This window comes from Ureibacillus sp. FSL K6-3587 (genome assembly GCF_038593165.1).
Lineage (GTDB): Bacteria > Bacillota > Bacilli > Bacillales_A > Planococcaceae > Ureibacillus > Ureibacillus suwonensis.
The window spans coordinates 427544-443440 of sequence record NZ_CP151969.1 but is presented as its reverse complement, the minus strand read 5'-3'; the positions used below and the strand labels follow the sequence as shown (position 1 = coordinate 443440).

The 15897-nt window shown below is 44.2% G+C and carries 13 protein-coding genes; 8 read left to right on the top strand and 5 right to left on the bottom strand.

Annotated features, from left to right (window positions below; all coding sequences use genetic code 11):
• Positions 1-202: 202 nt before the first annotated feature.
• On the bottom strand, positions 203-1540 hold the full coding sequence (gene brnQ / locus NSS77_RS02165; protein ID WP_342470184.1) for a branched-chain amino acid transport system II carrier protein: 1338 nt from the start codon (positions 1538-1540) through the stop codon (positions 203-205).
• Between the two features lie 235 nt (positions 1541-1775).
• On the opposite strand from brnQ, the gene NSS77_RS02160 reads away from it, so the two are divergent.
• Positions 1776-2681, top strand: coding sequence for an NlpC/P60 family protein (locus NSS77_RS02160; protein ID WP_342470183.1), 906 nt, complete (start codon positions 1776-1778; stop codon positions 2679-2681).
• A gap of 87 nt (positions 2682-2768) precedes the next feature.
• The gene (locus tag NSS77_RS02155) at positions 2769-4382 is read left to right on the top strand and encodes a hypothetical protein (protein WP_342470182.1); all 1614 of its coding nucleotides are present in this window, start codon (positions 2769-2771) and stop codon (positions 4380-4382) included.
• A 128-nt stretch (positions 4383-4510) separates the two neighbouring features.
• On the opposite strand, the gene NSS77_RS02150 is transcribed toward NSS77_RS02155, so the two are convergent.
• Both NSS77_RS02150 and secA2 read right to left on the bottom strand, forming a co-directional pair.
• Positions 4511-5407 (bottom strand): accessory Sec system S-layer assembly protein, encoded by an 897-nt coding sequence (locus NSS77_RS02150; protein ID WP_342470181.1) that lies wholly within the window; start codon positions 5405-5407, stop codon positions 4511-4513.
• Positions 5394-7766, bottom strand: a complete 2373-nt coding sequence (secA2, locus tag NSS77_RS02145; RefSeq protein ID WP_342470180.1) for an accessory Sec system translocase SecA2 — start codon at positions 7764-7766, stop codon at positions 5394-5396. The genes NSS77_RS02150 and secA2 overlap by 14 nt, the downstream gene beginning before the upstream one ends.
• A gap of 271 nt (positions 7767-8037) precedes the next feature.
• Between secA2 and NSS77_RS02140 the strand changes: the two genes are divergently transcribed.
• The 3 genes from NSS77_RS02140 to NSS77_RS02130 all read left to right on the top strand — a co-directional run bounded on the left by NSS77_RS02140 (position 8038) and on the right by NSS77_RS02130 (position 10587).
• Positions 8038-9102, top strand: coding sequence for an MraY family glycosyltransferase (locus NSS77_RS02140; RefSeq protein ID WP_342470179.1), 1065 nt, complete (start codon positions 8038-8040; stop codon positions 9100-9102).
• A gap of 489 nt (positions 9103-9591) precedes the next feature.
• Positions 9592-9735, top strand: a complete 144-nt coding sequence (locus tag NSS77_RS02135) for a hypothetical protein (RefSeq protein WP_342469131.1) — start codon at positions 9592-9594, stop codon at positions 9733-9735.
• A gap of 414 nt (positions 9736-10149) precedes the next feature.
• Positions 10150-10587 (top strand): hypothetical protein, encoded by a 438-nt coding sequence (locus NSS77_RS02130; protein ID WP_342470178.1) that lies wholly within the window; start codon positions 10150-10152, stop codon positions 10585-10587.
• A 194-nt stretch (positions 10588-10781) separates the two neighbouring features.
• Here the strand turns inward: NSS77_RS02130 and NSS77_RS02125 are convergent, their stop codons facing one another.
• Positions 10782-11855, bottom strand: coding sequence for an LCP family protein (locus NSS77_RS02125; RefSeq protein ID WP_342470177.1), 1074 nt, complete (start codon positions 11853-11855; stop codon positions 10782-10784).
• A 216-nt stretch (positions 11856-12071) separates the two neighbouring features.
• Complete coding sequence (locus NSS77_RS02120) at positions 12072-12707, bottom strand: YigZ family protein (RefSeq protein WP_342470176.1); 636 nt, start codon at positions 12705-12707, stop codon at positions 12072-12074.
• Between the two features lie 168 nt (positions 12708-12875).
• On the opposite strand from NSS77_RS02120, the gene NSS77_RS02115 reads away from it, so the two are divergent.
• The 3 genes from NSS77_RS02115 (at position 12876) to NSS77_RS02105 (ending at position 15677) form a co-directional block, all read left to right on the top strand.
• Positions 12876-14030 carry a sensor histidine kinase gene (locus tag NSS77_RS02115; protein WP_342470175.1) on the top strand — a complete coding sequence of 385 codons (1155 nt, stop codon included), beginning with the start codon at positions 12876-12878 and terminating at the stop codon, positions 14028-14030.
• 40 nt (positions 14031-14070) lie between these two features.
• Positions 14071-14745, top strand: a complete 675-nt coding sequence (locus tag NSS77_RS02110; RefSeq protein WP_342470174.1) for a response regulator transcription factor — start codon at positions 14071-14073, stop codon at positions 14743-14745.
• Positions 14746-15131: 386 nt separating this feature from the next.
• Positions 15132-15677, top strand: a complete 546-nt coding sequence (locus tag NSS77_RS02105) for a nuclear transport factor 2 family protein (protein WP_342470173.1) — start codon at positions 15132-15134, stop codon at positions 15675-15677.
• Positions 15678-15897: the final 220 nt, after the last annotated feature.

Below are 15897 nucleotides of genomic sequence, written 5' to 3'. Positions count from 1 at the left end.
TTTTGTAATGTTTTTGTAACAAAAGGAGCGTCCATGTTTCATTGTTAGGGATGAACGATTCGCCAATCCAAGGCAGGAATCCGCCAAGGGGGAAATTCTGAGCAAAGCGGGAATGGAAAACCGCCGAAGATATTATTATAGAAGTTTCTCAAAAAAAAGGGAGCCGCCCGGAAAGCCGTTGCTCTCCAAACAGCTCCTATTTTTAATTTGCCGCTCCTTTTCCAGACTTCATTATGAGATGGATAATCCAGCCGATGACAAGTCCGACAATGGCTGGAACGAGCCATCCAAGGCTTTGTTCATATAATGGGAAAGAACTTACCAATTTTTCATACCAGCCGATGCTGAATCCGGCCCCTTTAATTCCATCGTATAAGCTTACAAAGGCTGTTGCAATCAAAGCTAACGTGTAAACAATTGGTGCCCGGTTCCAAGCTTTGTCGAACATGACCATAAACATGAGCACGATGGCGATAGGGTAGATGAATAAAAGCACCGGCAAAGTGATTTGAATCAATTTTGCCAACCCGAAGTTTGAAAACAGGAATGAGAATACAGTAAAAATCACGACCAATACTTTATAGGAAACTTTCGGGAAGAGGTTCGCAAAGAATGTCGCATTTGCTGTAATCAATCCGACTGAAGTCGTGATGCAAGCCAAGATGATGACCAATGATAAAATGATGCTTCCCGTGTTGCCGTACAATGCTTTTGAAGCGGCCGAGATGACGCTGCCGCCTTCATCAAAATAGCCTGTCACCGTCGGACTGGATGCCCCGATCCAAGATAAAGAAATGTAAACGAACGCAAGTCCCAAAGCTGCAACGATTCCGGCAAAAATCGTGATGGTCACTTGTTTCGCCCGGTCCATGATCCCTTTTGCCTGGATGGATTGGACAACGACGATACCGAATACAAGGGATGCAAGCACGTCCATTGTCAAGTACCCTTCAACAAACCCTTTTGAAAAAGCTTTCGTAATGTAATCACCTTGGGCTTCTTGAAGTGGCCCCATTGGCGTGATGACGCTTTTTAACGCAAGCAATAAAATAACGATCAATAAAGCGGGCGTCAAGATTTTACCGATACGGTCCACCAATTTAGTTGGATTCAAGGCCAGATATAAACTGATGGCAAAATAGATCAACGAACTGATAAATAAAGGCACCCAACTTTCAGCCTGCGCTTCTGATAAGTATGGCGCAATCCCGATTTCATAGGTCACGGCGCCGGTACGGGGAATCGCAAAAAGCGGCCCGATGGATAAATAGACCACCGCTGTGAAGATGATGCCGAACAACGGATGGATCCGGCCGGCCACTTCTTGAAGGTCCCCTCCATTTTTAGCGACGGTCACGATCCCTGTAAGCGGCAAACCCACACCTGTAATAAGGAATCCGATGATGGCGGGAAGGAGGTGTTCACCTGCTTGTTGTCCCAATAGCGGCGGGAAAATGATATTACCAGCTCCCAAAAACAGAGCGAATAGCATAAACCCTACAGCCAAATTGTTTTTAATAAAACTACCAAGATTATTCATGATGCATTTTCTCCTTCAGTTATTTAAGAATAGAGTAAAATTTCTAAAAATTTAAAATAGTAACTTGACACCAACAATGTCGAATTCTATCACATGTTGTCGAAAAAGACAAACACAATTTTTTAAGATTTTTGGGAACGGTTGGCAAGATATTTAAAATTTATAAGCTTTTTGCCGAAATAGAAAATAAGTAGTATGTTAGAATCACAAATTTCCTTTTGAAGGAGGGAAAGGGATGTATCCTCGAAAGAAGTCGATGCTGATCGGTGCGGCCATATTGGCGAGCTGCATTTTCTCGCCGAGCGTTTATGCGACGACAGATGACGTTGTGAAAACAACCGTCGCCCATTCTAACATAAAAAGTATGATCATGTCTAATCATATCGCCAATTTGGATCGTTCCGAAACGAGAAAAGAAACGTTATCCAAAGCCCGAATGACCAAATTGAGCTACCAGCAGATTGCGTCTTCCATTACATATAAAGTGGCTGCAGGCGATACGTTAACAAAAATCGCGAAAAAATTTAATGTATCAGTGGAAGAGATTGTTCGATGGAATCAATTGCCTTCCGCCGATAAGATTTATGTTGGGCAAATATTGAACATTTATGCTTCTTCAACGGGTGTTGTGGCAGGAAATCCCGGCAATAGCGCGGGCAATCAGACGGATACTTCCGCAAATGAGGAAGCGTTGAAGGATAAAGCCATCGAAGCCCAGTTGGCAAAAGAACGGTTAATCGAAACAAATCCTTCCGACAAAGGACAAGCCATCTACAAAAAAGCGATCGAAATCGCCAAAACGTATTTGGGTGTGCCGTATTTATTCGGAGGCAACACACCGGATGGATTTGATTGTTCCGGATTTGTCCGTTACGTGTATGCGAATGCCGGCTTGGATATCTTGAGAAAAAGCAGTGAAGACTACTTCATGCAAGATACGACAAAAGTGAAAAATCCAGTCCCTGGCGATCTCGTTTTCTTTAAACATACATACAAAGCAGGGGTTTCACACATGGGCATTTATCTCGGCGACGGAAAATTTATCCACGCCGGGAATGATGGGGTGGAAATTTCAAATGTTTCCGCTGATTATTGGAAAAAACATTTTGTAGCGTACAAGCGATTCAACGGAATCAAGTGAGAATAGGTTTTTTGCCGTCTGGAAAGGAAAGCGTTCCAGTCGGCTTTTTATTTGAAGGCATGTTTTTTCAATAGGGACGTACGAAAGGTGAATTCATCCGCACTGATAGGGAATGCATCCGGACTAAATGGGGGAGTATCCGAACCAAAAGGATGCCCAAACGCACTAAAGGGAATCGCATCCGAACAAAATAGGGGAGTATCCGAACCAAAAGGATGCCCAAACGCACTAAAGAGAGGAGTATCCGAACTAAAAGGATGCCCAAACGCACCAAAGGGGATCGCATCTGAACTAAAAGGATGCCCATTCGCACTAAAGGCGACCACAAATGCACTAAATAAGACAGTATCCGCACCAAAGGGGAACGCATCCGAACTAAATAGGGGAGTATCCGAACCAAAAGGATGTCCAAACGCACTAAAGGGGATCGCATCCACACCAAAAAGATGCCCAAACGCACCAAAGGGGATCGCATCTGAACTAAATAGGGGAGTATCCGAACCAAAAGGATGCCCAAACGCACTAAAGGGGATCTTATCCGAACAAAATAGGGGAGTATCCGAACCAAAAGGATGCCCAAACGCACTAAAGGGGATCTTATCCGAACAAAATAGGGGAGTATCCGAACCAAAAGGATGCCCAAACGCACTAAAGGGGATCTTATCCGAACAAAATAGGGGAGTATCCGAACCAAAAGGATGCCCAAACGCACTAAAGGGGAACGCATCCGAACTAAATAGGGGAGTATCCGAACCAAAAGGATGCCCAAACGCACTAAAGGGGATCGCATCCACACCAAAAAGATGCCCAAACGCACCAAAGGGGAACGCATCCGAACTAAAAGGATGCCCAAACGCACTAAAGGGGATCGCATCCACACCAAAAAGATGCCCAAACGCACCAAAGGGGAACGCATCCGAACAAAATAGGGGAGTATCCGAACCAAAAGGATGCCCAAATGCACTAAATAGGGGAGTATCCGAAGCAAAAGGATGCCCAAACGCACTAAAGGGGAACGCATCCGAACTAAATAGGAGAGTATCCGAACCAAAAGGATGCCCAAACGCACTAAAGGGGAACGCATCCGAACTAAATAGGAGAGTATCCACACCAAAAGGATGCCCAAACGCACTAAAGGGGATCTTATCCGAACAAAATAGGGGAGTATCCGAACCAAAAGGATGCCCATCCGCACCAAAGGGGAACGCATCCGAACAAAATAGGGGAGTATCCGAACCAAAAGGATGCCCAAACGCACTAAAGGGGAACGCATCCGAACTAAATGGGGGAGTATCCGAACCAAAAGGATGCCCAAACGCACCAAAGGGGAACGCATCCGAACAAAATAGGGGAGTATCCGAACTAAAAGGATGCCCAAACGCACCAAAGAGAGGAGTATCCGAACTAAAAGGATGCCCATTCGCACTAAAGGCGACCACAAATGCACTAAATAAGACAGTATCCGCACCAAAGGGGAACGCATCCACACCAAAAGGATGCCCATCCGCACCAAAGGGGAATGTATCCACACCAAAAGGATGCCCATCCGCACCAAAGGGGAACGCATCCGAACTAAAAGGATGCCCAAACGCACCAAAGAGAGGAGTATCCGAACTAAAAGGATGCCCATTCGCACTAAAGGCGACCACAAATGCACTAAATAAGACAGTATCCGCACCAAAACGCCCTCATCCGCACTAATCAAACAATTGGACTCCTCCCGGCAATGCCGTTTCCCGCCAATCACACATCAAAACAAAAAAAAGAACGAATCTTTTACATTCGCTCTTTTCAAACAAACCCTATTGAACATGCCTATACAATCCCTATTACTGCGGCACTACAGCTCTCCAGCGGGATAAATCCGCGCCATCCGCATCCACCAGTTCCGCCGGGAAGATGAATGACCATGGCTTCGTTGTGCGGGGTTGCACCGTCAAAGGCGGTTCAAATTTGAATGTTCCTTTGGCCACCCGCTTACCGTTTGCATCAATGATTTCCAATGGCAATTGCTCAAAATTGATGGCCCGGTCGCTTCCGTTCCGGATAAAGAGGGAAACCGTAAGACTCCGGTCATCCCGGAATTTCGCCTGGAAGCCCGTGAAATTCACTTCATTTTGTTTCAATTCAGGCAATTGGCTGACGATTTTTTCAAGATATTCCTGCTGCTCCGCGGACAGTTGGCTTTTCCAGGAATCATCCAAATCCAATGTGTGTTTTTTCAATGTATTCAAATTAAAAGCGAGTTTCCATCCTTTGCCAGGAAGTTCATCCGCCTGGATATGTTCCTTCTCGAACGTAAACACCCAAGGCCGGCAGCTTTCAGGAGGAATGGTCCCCAATTCTTTGAAATCAAACATTTTGGAAGCTATTGGATGATTGTCTTTATCCAATAAAATCAGCCCGACTTCCCCTAATTCAATCTCTTGGGGAAGGGATGAACGGAAGAAGGCGCGCACATACCAATTCCCTGTATTTTTATCCGCATCGATATCGATGGCGGCAAGGGATAATTGGTTTGGACGGAGCGGCGCCAATTGGTTCGCCAGGAAGCTGAACACATATTTCTGTTCTTGCGGCACGATCCAGTTTGGATGCAAGGAAAGTTTCGTTTTGACCAATTTTGTTTCGGTTGATGTTTCCGCATCTTCTATTAAATTGCTTGAGTCGATTGCACTGTCGGATTTCACTTTATCGTTTTTCTTAAAGAAATCAAATAGCCCCATTCTCTGTTTCCTCCTCGTTCCGGCGAATTTTCATAAATGCTGCCAATTCTGATACGATTTGACGGCGAAGTTCTTGGAAGTTTTTGCCGAATAATTTCAATCCTTCCCGTTGATAGATCCGCATCGGGTCTTCGCCTTGATAGCTGCGCAAGCCGATTCCTTCTTTTAAATACGTCATTTGCGCCAAGTGGTTGATCCACATCCGATCGATGTAGTTCAGCATCACTTGTTGGGAAGTGGCAATGACACTTTCATCGTTTTCGAAGGATTGGATGAATTCCTTCAATTGTAAGTGACTCGGTTCGACTTGGTCAAATATTTGTTTTGTTTTTGTGACGGAGCGGTCCAAGACGATTTTTTCCGGGAAGATGGAATTCAATGTGTTTTCGATTTCATCCCAATTCCATTCTTCATGGCCAAGCCCTTCGTCCGCATTTTCACGGATGGCAAAGTCGATGGCATCCGCAAGCAGTTTTTGAATGATGTCGATAATGTCTTCCTGATGGAGCACTTTGTTACGCAATGTATACATAATTTTCCGCTGGTCATTGATGACATCATCCAGCTGCAAGTTGTATTGGCGCATGGAGAATTGCGCACCTTCGACGATGCGTTGCGTGCGGTCAATCAATTCCTGCACATCTTTGTTGAGCACCAGCTTTTTCTCGTCCACCGTCATTTTCTTTTTGAACTTTTCCACGTCCTCTTTGGCGAAGCGGCGGAACATATCGTCTTCCAATGAAATGATGAAGCGGGTTTCCCCAGGGTCCCCTTGTCGACCGGAGCGGCCACGAAGCTGATTGTCGATTCGGCGGCTTTCATGTTTTTCCGTTCCGATAACATAAAGTCCTCCAAGTTCATGGACGCCTTCGCCCAATTTGATGTCCGTACCGCGTCCTGCCATGTTGGTGGCAACGGTGATTCTTCCTTTTTGTCCCGCTTGGGAAATCAATTCCACTTCCTGCTCGACGGTCTTCGCATTGAGCAATTGGTAATCCAATCCGTATTTATCCAAATATTTCGCCACTTCTTCCGATTGCAGAATGGAAGTGGTTCCAATCAAAATCGGTTGTCCTTTTTCATGGCGGCGTTTTGCTTCCTGGGCTACGAATTCATATTTGGCATCCCGCGTTTCAAACACCATGTCCGGCTGGTCGATACGGATGACCGGCCGGTTGGTAGGCACTTGGACAACCCGCATGTTGTACACTTCCTGGAATTCTTTTTCCTGGGTTTTGGCCGTACCGGTCATCCCGGAAAGAATCGGATACATGCGGAAGTAGTTCTGGATGGTGATTTGGGCTTGGGCTTTGTTTTCATCTGTAATCGTTACCCCTTCTTTTGCCTCGATGGCCTGGTGCAATCCATCAGACAAGGAACGCCCTTCCAGGATACGCCCGGTGAACATGTCCACCAGCTCGATTTTATCGTCCTTCACGATGTAGTCGACGTCGCGCTCAAACATCACGTGGGCGCGCACCGCCTGGATGACATAGTGGTACAATACTTGGTGATCCAAATCATACAAGTTGTCGACGCCGAACGCTTCTTCCACTTTATCGATGCCTTGATCGGTGAGGGAAGTCGCTTTTGTTTCTTCATCGTATTCGTAGTCTTCATCTTTTTTGAACGTTTTCGCAAGCATGGCGGCGATGCGGTGCAATTCTTCCTGGGAAGGGGTTTTTCCGGCGATGATGAGCGGTGTTTTCGCTTCGTCGATGAGAACGGAGTCCACTTCGTCAATGATGGCAAAATGATATGGGCGTTGCACTTTATCTTCCAATTTATAGGCCATGTTGTCGCGCAAATAGTCGAAGCCGAATTCCGTACCGACACCGTACGTGATATCCGCGTTGTAGGCTTTTTTCTTTTGCTCCAAATCCATCATTGGCAGGTTCAGGCCGACCGTCAATCCCAAAAATTGATGAATTTGTCCAATTAATTCGAAGTCCCGTTTTGCCAGGTAATCGTTGACGGTGATCACGTGTACCCCTTTTCCTTCGAGGGCTCTCACATAGGATGGCAGGGAAGCGACCAATGTTTTCCCTTCGCCGGTTGCCATTTCCGCAATGTTTCCTTCCGTCAAAACAAGACCACCAATTAATTGAACGTCAAAATGGCGCATGTCAAGAACGCGTTTGGAAGCTTCCCTTACGACCGCAAAGGCGTCAGGGATGATGTTTGTGAGCGGTTCGCCCTTCGCCAGGCGTTCTTTGAATTGAACGGTCATATGTTTAAGCTCATCGTCGGACATGGATGAGTATGTAGGTTCCAATTGATTGATTTTATCCACTATTTTATAGTAATGTTTTAATTCCCGTTTACTCGTTCTTTCCTTGTTTTTGAAAATAGAGAACATTTTTTTACGCTCCTTCTAAAGGTCTAATATAGACACCCATGTTATTCTATCAAACTTTTGGGGGTATGACTACTTTAATCCCGGGGAAAATAAAGGATGAAAAGGGCTTTTGGAAATTAGTATTTTCGATGCAACGCCATTTGATTCTTCATTTGAAATTTATTGGATTTTTAATTACATTTTATAGTAAAGACTAGGTTTTCTTTTATAATCGTGCTATAATAGCATAGGTTTATATGATGGTACGTATCATTTTTTGAGGAGGATAGACATGGTTTACGTGTCTTTAGCAGTGGCGCTTGTTGCGTCCGTAGTACTGACTCCTATCGTTAGACGATTAGCGTTTCGCATAGGTGCAGTGGACGCACCGAATTATCGGAAAGTGCATCAGAAAATCATGCCACGTTTAGGTGGTTTAGCTATATTTATATCGTTTTTAATGGGACTGGCAATCCTGAGACCTGCCAGCCCTCCCTTTGAAAGTTCATTGATGCCTTTATCCCTTGTGTTGGGGGCAACGGTGATTGTGATTACGGGCATTTTGGATGATAAGTACGAGATCAGCGCGAAGGCGAAAATGTTGGGACAATTCATCGCCGCTTCGATTGTGGTGTTTTTGGGCGGTGTGCAAATCGATTTCATCAACTTGCCTTTCGATAATGGAATTTTGAATTTTGGATTTTTGAGTATTCCATTGACGCTGTTGTGGATTGTCGGAATCACGAATGCGGTAAACTTGATCGACGGTTTGGATGGACTGGCAGCGGGTGTGTCAACGATCGCGTTGATCACGCTTGCAACGATGGCCTTCATCATGGGCAACGGTTTCGTACTTGCCGTTGCTGCAATATTAGCATGTAGTACGATTGGATTTTTATTCTTTAACTTTCATCCTGCAAAAATTTTCATGGGAGATACAGGAGCCCTGTTTTTAGGGTTTATGATTGCGGTACTTTCTTTGTTGGGTTTCAAAAACTTGACATTGGTATCATTCATCATCCCGGTTATTTTGTTGGGGGTTCCGATTTCAGATACATTCTTTGCCATCGTGCGCCGCGTACGCAATAAGCAAAAATGGTCCGATCCGGATAAATCCCACTTGCACCATTGTTTGATGAAAATGGGCTTCTCCCATCGTCAAACGGTGTTGATTATTTATGGAATTGCCGCAATGTTCGGTGTGGCGGCCATCATCTTCTCCATGGCGAAACTTTGGGGGGCCATTTTATTGATTACCGTGATTTTGGTTGCCCTCGAATTGTTCGTGGAAGTGATCGGGTTGGCGGGCAAAAACTACAGACCGCTGATTAATTTAGTGAAGATGTTCAGCAAGTAATTGGATAGCGTTTTTGAAATGGACGGGTTATATGACCGCTGCTTCGTGGGAAGTGGCGGTTTTTTAGGTGCGCCCGGCATGTACATGAACTATAGGGTGTAAGTCCCGAACCCCGAAGACAGAAGTAGAGGTTAGCCAAGAGCAAGGGTGTCCGTGGTGACGCGGAATCTGAAGGAAGCTGGAGGCAAAACACCGGTCCGAGGAACACGAACCTCATATAAGGCTAGGTATGATTGAGTGAGTTTGCCTAACAAAACAAAGCTCTTTCTGTCGAAGGTCATATCGAGTAAATGAGGCGGATAGATGGTGTGAAAGTGCATGTACTTACCCGGGGAGGTCTGGCGGATATGTGAAGTACGCTTCATAACCTACTTAGCGATAGGTAGCTGAACCGTCAGAAGTCAGCAGAGGTCATAGTATTAGTTGGTTTAGAACTACTAAGAAGGACCGAACAATGAAGAGAGAATAGCCCTTGGCATTCAGTGAGTCATGATGAACACAGAAAACGTAGTACCTCACTTGAGGAAGGAAGCGGTGAATCCCGTGGGAGACCTCTTGGAGGGTGGAGTGACCACTGGCATAAAGAGAACAGCTATTCACGGAAGTTATAAAAACTTGCGTCAATTATCTTAATTGAACCGCCGTATACGGAACCGTACGTACGGTGGTGTGAGAGGACGGGAGTTAATCGCTCCCTCCTACTCGATTGTGGAAATGAATGTGAGGGACTCATCCGGCAAGTGGAATCTGCATCGGGGCAAAAGAGAGTTTTTTCTGTGCAAGAGTTGAAGTTATCCGCGCGTGAGGAGTAGTCATTCGCGCAAAGTGGTCGTATCCGGGCAAGAGGAGTGATTATCCGAGCAAGTAGTGGTCGTATCCGAGCAAGAGAAGGAGTTATCCGAGCAAGAGTAGTGCTTATCCGAGCAAAAGAAGTAGTTATCCGAGCAAGAGAAGTGCTTATCCGAGTAAGCAGTGGTCGTATCCGAGCAAGAGGAGTGCTTATCCGAGTAAGCAGTGGTCGTATCCGGGCAAGAGGAGTGCGTATCCGTGCAAGAAGGAGTACCATCCAAGCAAAAAGAGGAATCATTTGAGCAAGAGGGAGAGTCATCCACGCAGGAAGAGGAATCATCCGCACGAAAAGAAGTCTCATCCGCACTAAAGAAGCCGCCATTTGCACAAAAAGATGTCTCATCCACACCAAAGAAGCCGCCATCTGCACGAAAAGAAGTCTCATCCGCACTAAAGAAGCCACCATCCGCACGAAAAGAAGTCTCATCCGCACTAAAGAAGCCACCATCCGCACTAAAGAAGCCACCATCTGCACAAAAAGAAGTCTCATCCACACCAAACAAAACCTTGTCTACACTAAACGAAACACCATCCGCACCAAACGAATCCCCATGCACGCTTAATGAAGCATCAACACCACCATATCCGCCCCCAATCCCCAGCGCCATCAAAATATCCATTTTTTTCAATGAATAGCTTCACTAATGCCCGTTCAAACTGGAAAATGAAAAAACTACTCCCCTTTCCAAAAATAAAAAAATACACTCTCAAGCAACATTGAGAGTGTATTTTGCTGATGGCCACTTTTTATTTTATCTCATGGTGAAGCAGATCATTCTGCCAATTTATCCGATAAGCCAGTCCATTTTTGATGAATCGAAACACTTCATTTACCGATTAAGACTGGATGAATAGGAAAATGAATCGGAATCGACTTGCTCTTCATCCCCGCTGCTGATTTCTGAGATGCTTGATTTCGATTTGCTTGGGATGAGGCCCAAATGACTTTTCAAAATTTGTGTTGTTTCTTCCAAAGATTCTTCATCCAACATGTAATAGTAAATTCCCGTTGACATGTCGCCTTGTCCTTGCAAGGTGAGTGTATCGATTTGTGGCATGCCGCCGGAGAAATAGGTCAAGAAAGATTTCATTTCATCAAAGGTCAAGTTGGTTTTCATGTTGTCACCGATCGCCAGGATGACATCATCATATTTTGAGATAGAGGATAAAGAAAGTGCTTTATTGGCAATGGCTTTCAAAATATCCTGCTGGCGTTCGCCGCGGGCAATATCCGTATCGTGTTTGCGGGTACGGGCAAGAGCCAACGCTTCACGGCCATCCAAATGGTGGTATCCTGGTTCCAAATAGATGGAATATTTGTCATTTTCGTCTTTTTCGTAGAAGGCATATGGAATATTCACATCCAGATCAATACCGCCGAGTGCATCCACCACATCAATGAATGCGTTGAAGTTCATTCGAACATAATAATCGACCGGAATGTCAAACAGTTCTTCCACCGTTTCGATTGTTGCCGCAGTGCCGCCAAAAGCATGGGCATGGGTGATTTTATCCTCATAGCCCACTTCCGGGATGTATACATATGAATCCCGTGGGATGCTGACCAATTTCACCGTTTTTTCCTCACGATTCAACGTCATCAACATCAATGCGTCGGAACGGGAATGATTGGAACCTTGCGCGCGCACCTCACTGTCATCGACGCCGATGAACAGAATCGATATGTTGTCGCTCAATGCTTCCGCTTTTGCGTCCCTTTTCGGGGAGGACTGTCTATCCTCAATCTCTTCGTATGATTTATTCGCCGCATATTCCGCTTTCTTCGTCAAATAAATTCCATAAGCAGTTGCGCAAATCAGGAATGAAGCCGCCAAAATTGCAAATACTTTAAGTACCAAAGAAAATTTTGTCGGCCGTTTCTTTCTTTTTTCCGTTCTTTTCATAAAAACTCTCCTCTATCGTACGTAGGAATGTTGGTTTTGTTAGGCTTATTATGGCTTCAAAAATAAGAATCATCACAGGGAAATCTTATGCGAAAAGCAAAATCATTCAATCCTTTAAATTATACTACTTTGTCGAATATCAGTAAATTACAAAAAAATGACAAAGTGTTTTTTACATAAAAATACATATTTTTTGTGAAATCGCACATAAACGGATCAGGAAACCACTTTTTCAATGAAAATTTTGTCGATGCATGCAATTTTTGCTTGCCCGTTTGTCAATTCCGTCATCCATTCCGTAAAGGCCTGTTCATCATCTTTCAATACATGGATGATCATATCCACATTCTCAGCATATTGTATGTCGGCTAACGTATATTTTGAATTGCGGACTTCATTCTCCACTTTGCCAAGCCAAGTGTAATCGATTGTCACTTTCATGACGTGATGCAGTCTTCTTTCCACCACTTGGGCGGCGGCAATCCCTTCCGATGTGGCTTTTCCGTATGCACGGACGAGGCCGCCTGCGCCAAGCTTGATGCCCCCAAAGTACCGTGTCACCACAACCACCGTATCTTGAAGGCCCTGTTTTTTCAGCACTTCCAACATAGGGACGCCGGCTGTTCCGCTAGGTTCCCCATCATCATTCGCTTTCTGAATTTGATTATGCTCGCCGATCAAGTAACATGAGCAATTGTGTGTTGCATTATAATGAAGTTTCTTTATTTTATTGATAAAATTAATGGCTTCCTCTTCCGTTTCAGCCCGATCCACATACGCGATAAAGCGGGATTTGGAAATGACAATTTCCTTTTCACCAAATCCTTTGACAGTTTTGTAGTCCTTTCGCATTACAAATACTCCTTTATCTTCCAAAAAAACAATGTGCATGTAATAGAATTTTTTCTTAAATCTTCTTTGTAAAATGGTATAATAATGTTAAAATAATATACTCATTTAACTATTAATACTGACTTATATAGTTTTATTATATTACACCAATTGGGTTGGGGACAAATTATGTATTTAGATGAAAAAAACAAAATTGACTTCCAATCAATTGATTTTATTTTTAATCGAATGATTGAGAACATCACCAATTCGAAAAATGATATTTTCCTCATTTGCGAACAAAGTCGCAGAACTTATGAAGAAATGAAAATTGAATTGGAACTGATCAAACAAAAATTGAAAGTCGTCATCGCGAAAAGTGATACTTTGGCCAGACAAACACAAATGGCCAAGCAACGGCTGGTGGAAGTCAGCAAGAATTTCGGCAAATATTCGGAAGAGCAAATCAGGGAGGCCTATGAATTGGCCCATGATTTGCAAATGCAGTTATCCCTGTCCGAAGCGGAAGAGAAAAGCTTGCGGGAAAAACGGGATGATCTTGAACGCCGGTTAAAAGCCCTGTACGATACGATCCAACGGGCGGATCATATTGTAAATCAAGTGAATGTCGTGTTAAATTATTTAACATCCGATCTGAAAAATGTAGGCGCCGCTTTGGAAGAAGCGAAAATCAAACATGATTTCGGCATCAAAATCATTGCGGCCCAAGAGGAAGAAAGAAAAAAATTGTCCCGGGAAATCCATGACGGCCCTGCCCAAATGATGGCGAACGTGTTGATGCGGGCGGATTTGATCGAACGAATCTATCGGGATAAAGGGATAGAAGAGGCGATGAAGGAAATTTCCGAGCTCAAAGCAACCGTTCGGGAAGCGTTGTCTGAAGTCAGAAGGATCATTTACGATTTGCGCCCGATGGCTTTGGATGATTTGGGAATTGTACCGACATTGAAAAAATATCTATCTACCATAATGGAATATAATAAAGGTGTGGATATACATTTCCAGTCATATAACAGCGAAATCCGTTTGCCGTCCAATTATGAAGTCGCCATATTCAGATTGGTGCAAGAATGTGTGAATAACGCTGTGAAGCATGGAAGCCCTACAGAAATTTGGGTGAAGCTTGAATGGAATAAAAACCACCTAAATGTGATTGTGAAAGATAATGGTCGCGGTTTCGACATTGACGAGAAAAGGGAACATTCCTTTGGCATTATCGGCATGAGAGAGAGAGTAGAAATTTTGGACGGCTCGATGGAGATTAAAACAAAAATTGGCAGTGGTACGATTGTAATATTTAAGATACCATATCCAAATAACTAACCGAATTTAAAACAGTCAAACGGTTGAGGGGGAATGCTTTGTGACAAAAATCATCATTATCGACGATCATCAATTGTTCCGTGAAGGGGTCAAACGTATTCTGGAGTTTGAAGAGTCTTTTGAGGTTGTTGCTGAGGGGGATGACGGCAGCGATATCATCGGTTTATATAAAGAACATATGCCGGATGTAGTCTTGATGGACATCAATATGCCAGGAAAAAATGGTGTGGAAGCGACTGCGGATTTGATTAAAGAATTCCCGGATGCAAAAGTTATCATGCTTTCCATTCACGATGATGAATCTTACGTTACACATGCATTAAAATCCGGTGCATTGGGCTATATGCTGAAAGAAATGGATGCGGATGAAATTGTGGAAGCCATCAAAGTGGTGGCCAATGGAGGTTCCTACTTGCATCCGAAAGTGACGAAAAACTTGGTGGCTGAGTTCCGCCGCTTAAGCGAACATGAAAATAAAGGCAGCTTCCATCAAACAGAAGTGCGCCGTCCATTCCACTTGCTTACGAAACGTGAATGCGAAGTGTTGCAATTGTTGACGGATGGACAATCCAACCGCGCAATCGGCGAAACATTGTTCATCTCTGAGAAAACAGTGAAAAACCATGTTTCCAGCATTCTGCAAAAAATGAATGTAAACGACCGTACCCAAGCGGTGGTTACAGCAATCAAAAACGGCTGGGTGGAAGTAAGATAATTTGGTTTATGTAGGGTTGAAGATGGGATACTTGGCAGCAGGTTGCCGGGAGGAAGTAAGACATTCTACATAAGGTATGTTCAGGATCCAATTGACGATGAAACATCGTTGATTGGATTTTTTTATGCGGTGATTGATCCCGAAAAGGAGAAGCGCCCGATATCAACCGAAAAGATTTTTATTTTTTGCAACTAAATCGGAAGTGGTTTCGTCTTATGAACTGCGATTTCGACAAAAGCAGCCAGCAAGAGGCTGATCAGGATAGAAGATTGGGCAAATTGGTTAACTTCGGCATCCATGATGCGCAAGTTCCCGGACCAAAAATCAATGCTGATAGAAATGGCAGTTGCACTTATGCTACAATATTGCGCGGGGAGGTAAGAGTAATGAAGAACTGGCTAATCTTAACAGTTGCAGCACTATTCCTGCTAACTGCTTGTAGTAATACAAATTCAAAAGAGACACCGGAAGAAACTTCATCCGAAGAAAATACGAAAGTGCAGTCAGAAGATTCAGTCGGCTTTGAAATGATTGGCGATAAATTTGTGGAAGCCGAGAATGTTCCGGCAGATGAAAAAGTGAAAATTCTCGCTGCCTTTGATGAATATATCCATTCATTTAATGCGAAAGACATCAATCGCTACGGAAACGTTCTTTCCAAACATGCAACCGGTTTTGATTATGATGAAGAAATCGAAATGGTGAAAGCAACGTTTAAAAATCATGATGTGAAGTTGGTCGAATCGGATGCGACAATCATTAAATATAGTGAAAATGAAGCACAGGTGGCGGCCAATATCGACTATCATGTGAAAGAAAATGGCACCGATGCGACACTGAATCGAACAGTGAGACAAGTGACCATCTTCGTGAAAGAAAATGACGGCTGGAAAATCACCCGGATTGTGGGCATGGAGAAATTGGATCAGTAATGGTGGATCAGGAATCATTCAATCAGTTGATTGGATGATTTTTTATTTTGGACAGGTTTGGGGGAGGGGAGGAGATCCTGGGTGAGAGGGAGTGTATCTGGGGAAGGGGAGGGGATGTCCTGGGTGAGAGGGAGTGTATCCGGGTAAGAGGGGGGATATCTGAGGGAGAGGGAGTGCATCTGGTTAAGAGGAAGGGGAGGGAGTATCTGAGTGAGAGGAA

What these genes read in the sequence shown, in the direction of transcription:
- NSS77_RS02115 (WP_342470175.1), top strand. Translation starts at nt 12,876, where the DNA reads ATGTATTTAGATGAAAAAAACAAAATTGACTTCCAATCAATTGATTTT.
- NSS77_RS02160 (WP_342470183.1), top strand. Translation starts at nt 1,776, where the DNA reads ATGTATCCTCGAAAGAAGTCGATGCTGATCGGTGCGGCCATATTGGCG.
- NSS77_RS02140 (WP_342470179.1), top strand. Translation starts at nt 8,038, where the DNA reads ATGGTTTACGTGTCTTTAGCAGTGGCGCTTGTTGCGTCCGTAGTACTG.
- NSS77_RS02120 (WP_342470176.1), bottom strand. Translation starts at nt 12,707, where the DNA reads ATGCGAAAGGACTACAAAACTGTCAAAGGATTTGGTGAAAAGGAAATT.
- brnQ (WP_342470184.1), bottom strand. Translation starts at nt 1,540, where the DNA reads ATGAATAATCTTGGTAGTTTTATTAAAAACAATTTGGCTGTAGGGTTT.
- NSS77_RS02105 (WP_342470173.1), top strand. Translation starts at nt 15,132, where the DNA reads ATGAAGAACTGGCTAATCTTAACAGTTGCAGCACTATTCCTGCTAACT.
- NSS77_RS02135 (WP_342469131.1), top strand. Translation starts at nt 9,592, where the DNA reads ATGATGAACACAGAAAACGTAGTACCTCACTTGAGGAAGGAAGCGGTG.
- NSS77_RS02150 (WP_342470181.1), bottom strand. Translation starts at nt 5,407, where the DNA reads ATGGGGCTATTTGATTTCTTTAAGAAAAACGATAAAGTGAAATCCGAC.
- secA2 (WP_342470180.1), bottom strand. Translation starts at nt 7,766, where the DNA reads ATGTTCTCTATTTTCAAAAACAAGGAAAGAACGAGTAAACGGGAATTA.
- NSS77_RS02125 (WP_342470177.1), bottom strand. Translation starts at nt 11,855, where the DNA reads ATGAAAAGAACGGAAAAAAGAAAGAAACGGCCGACAAAATTTTCTTTG.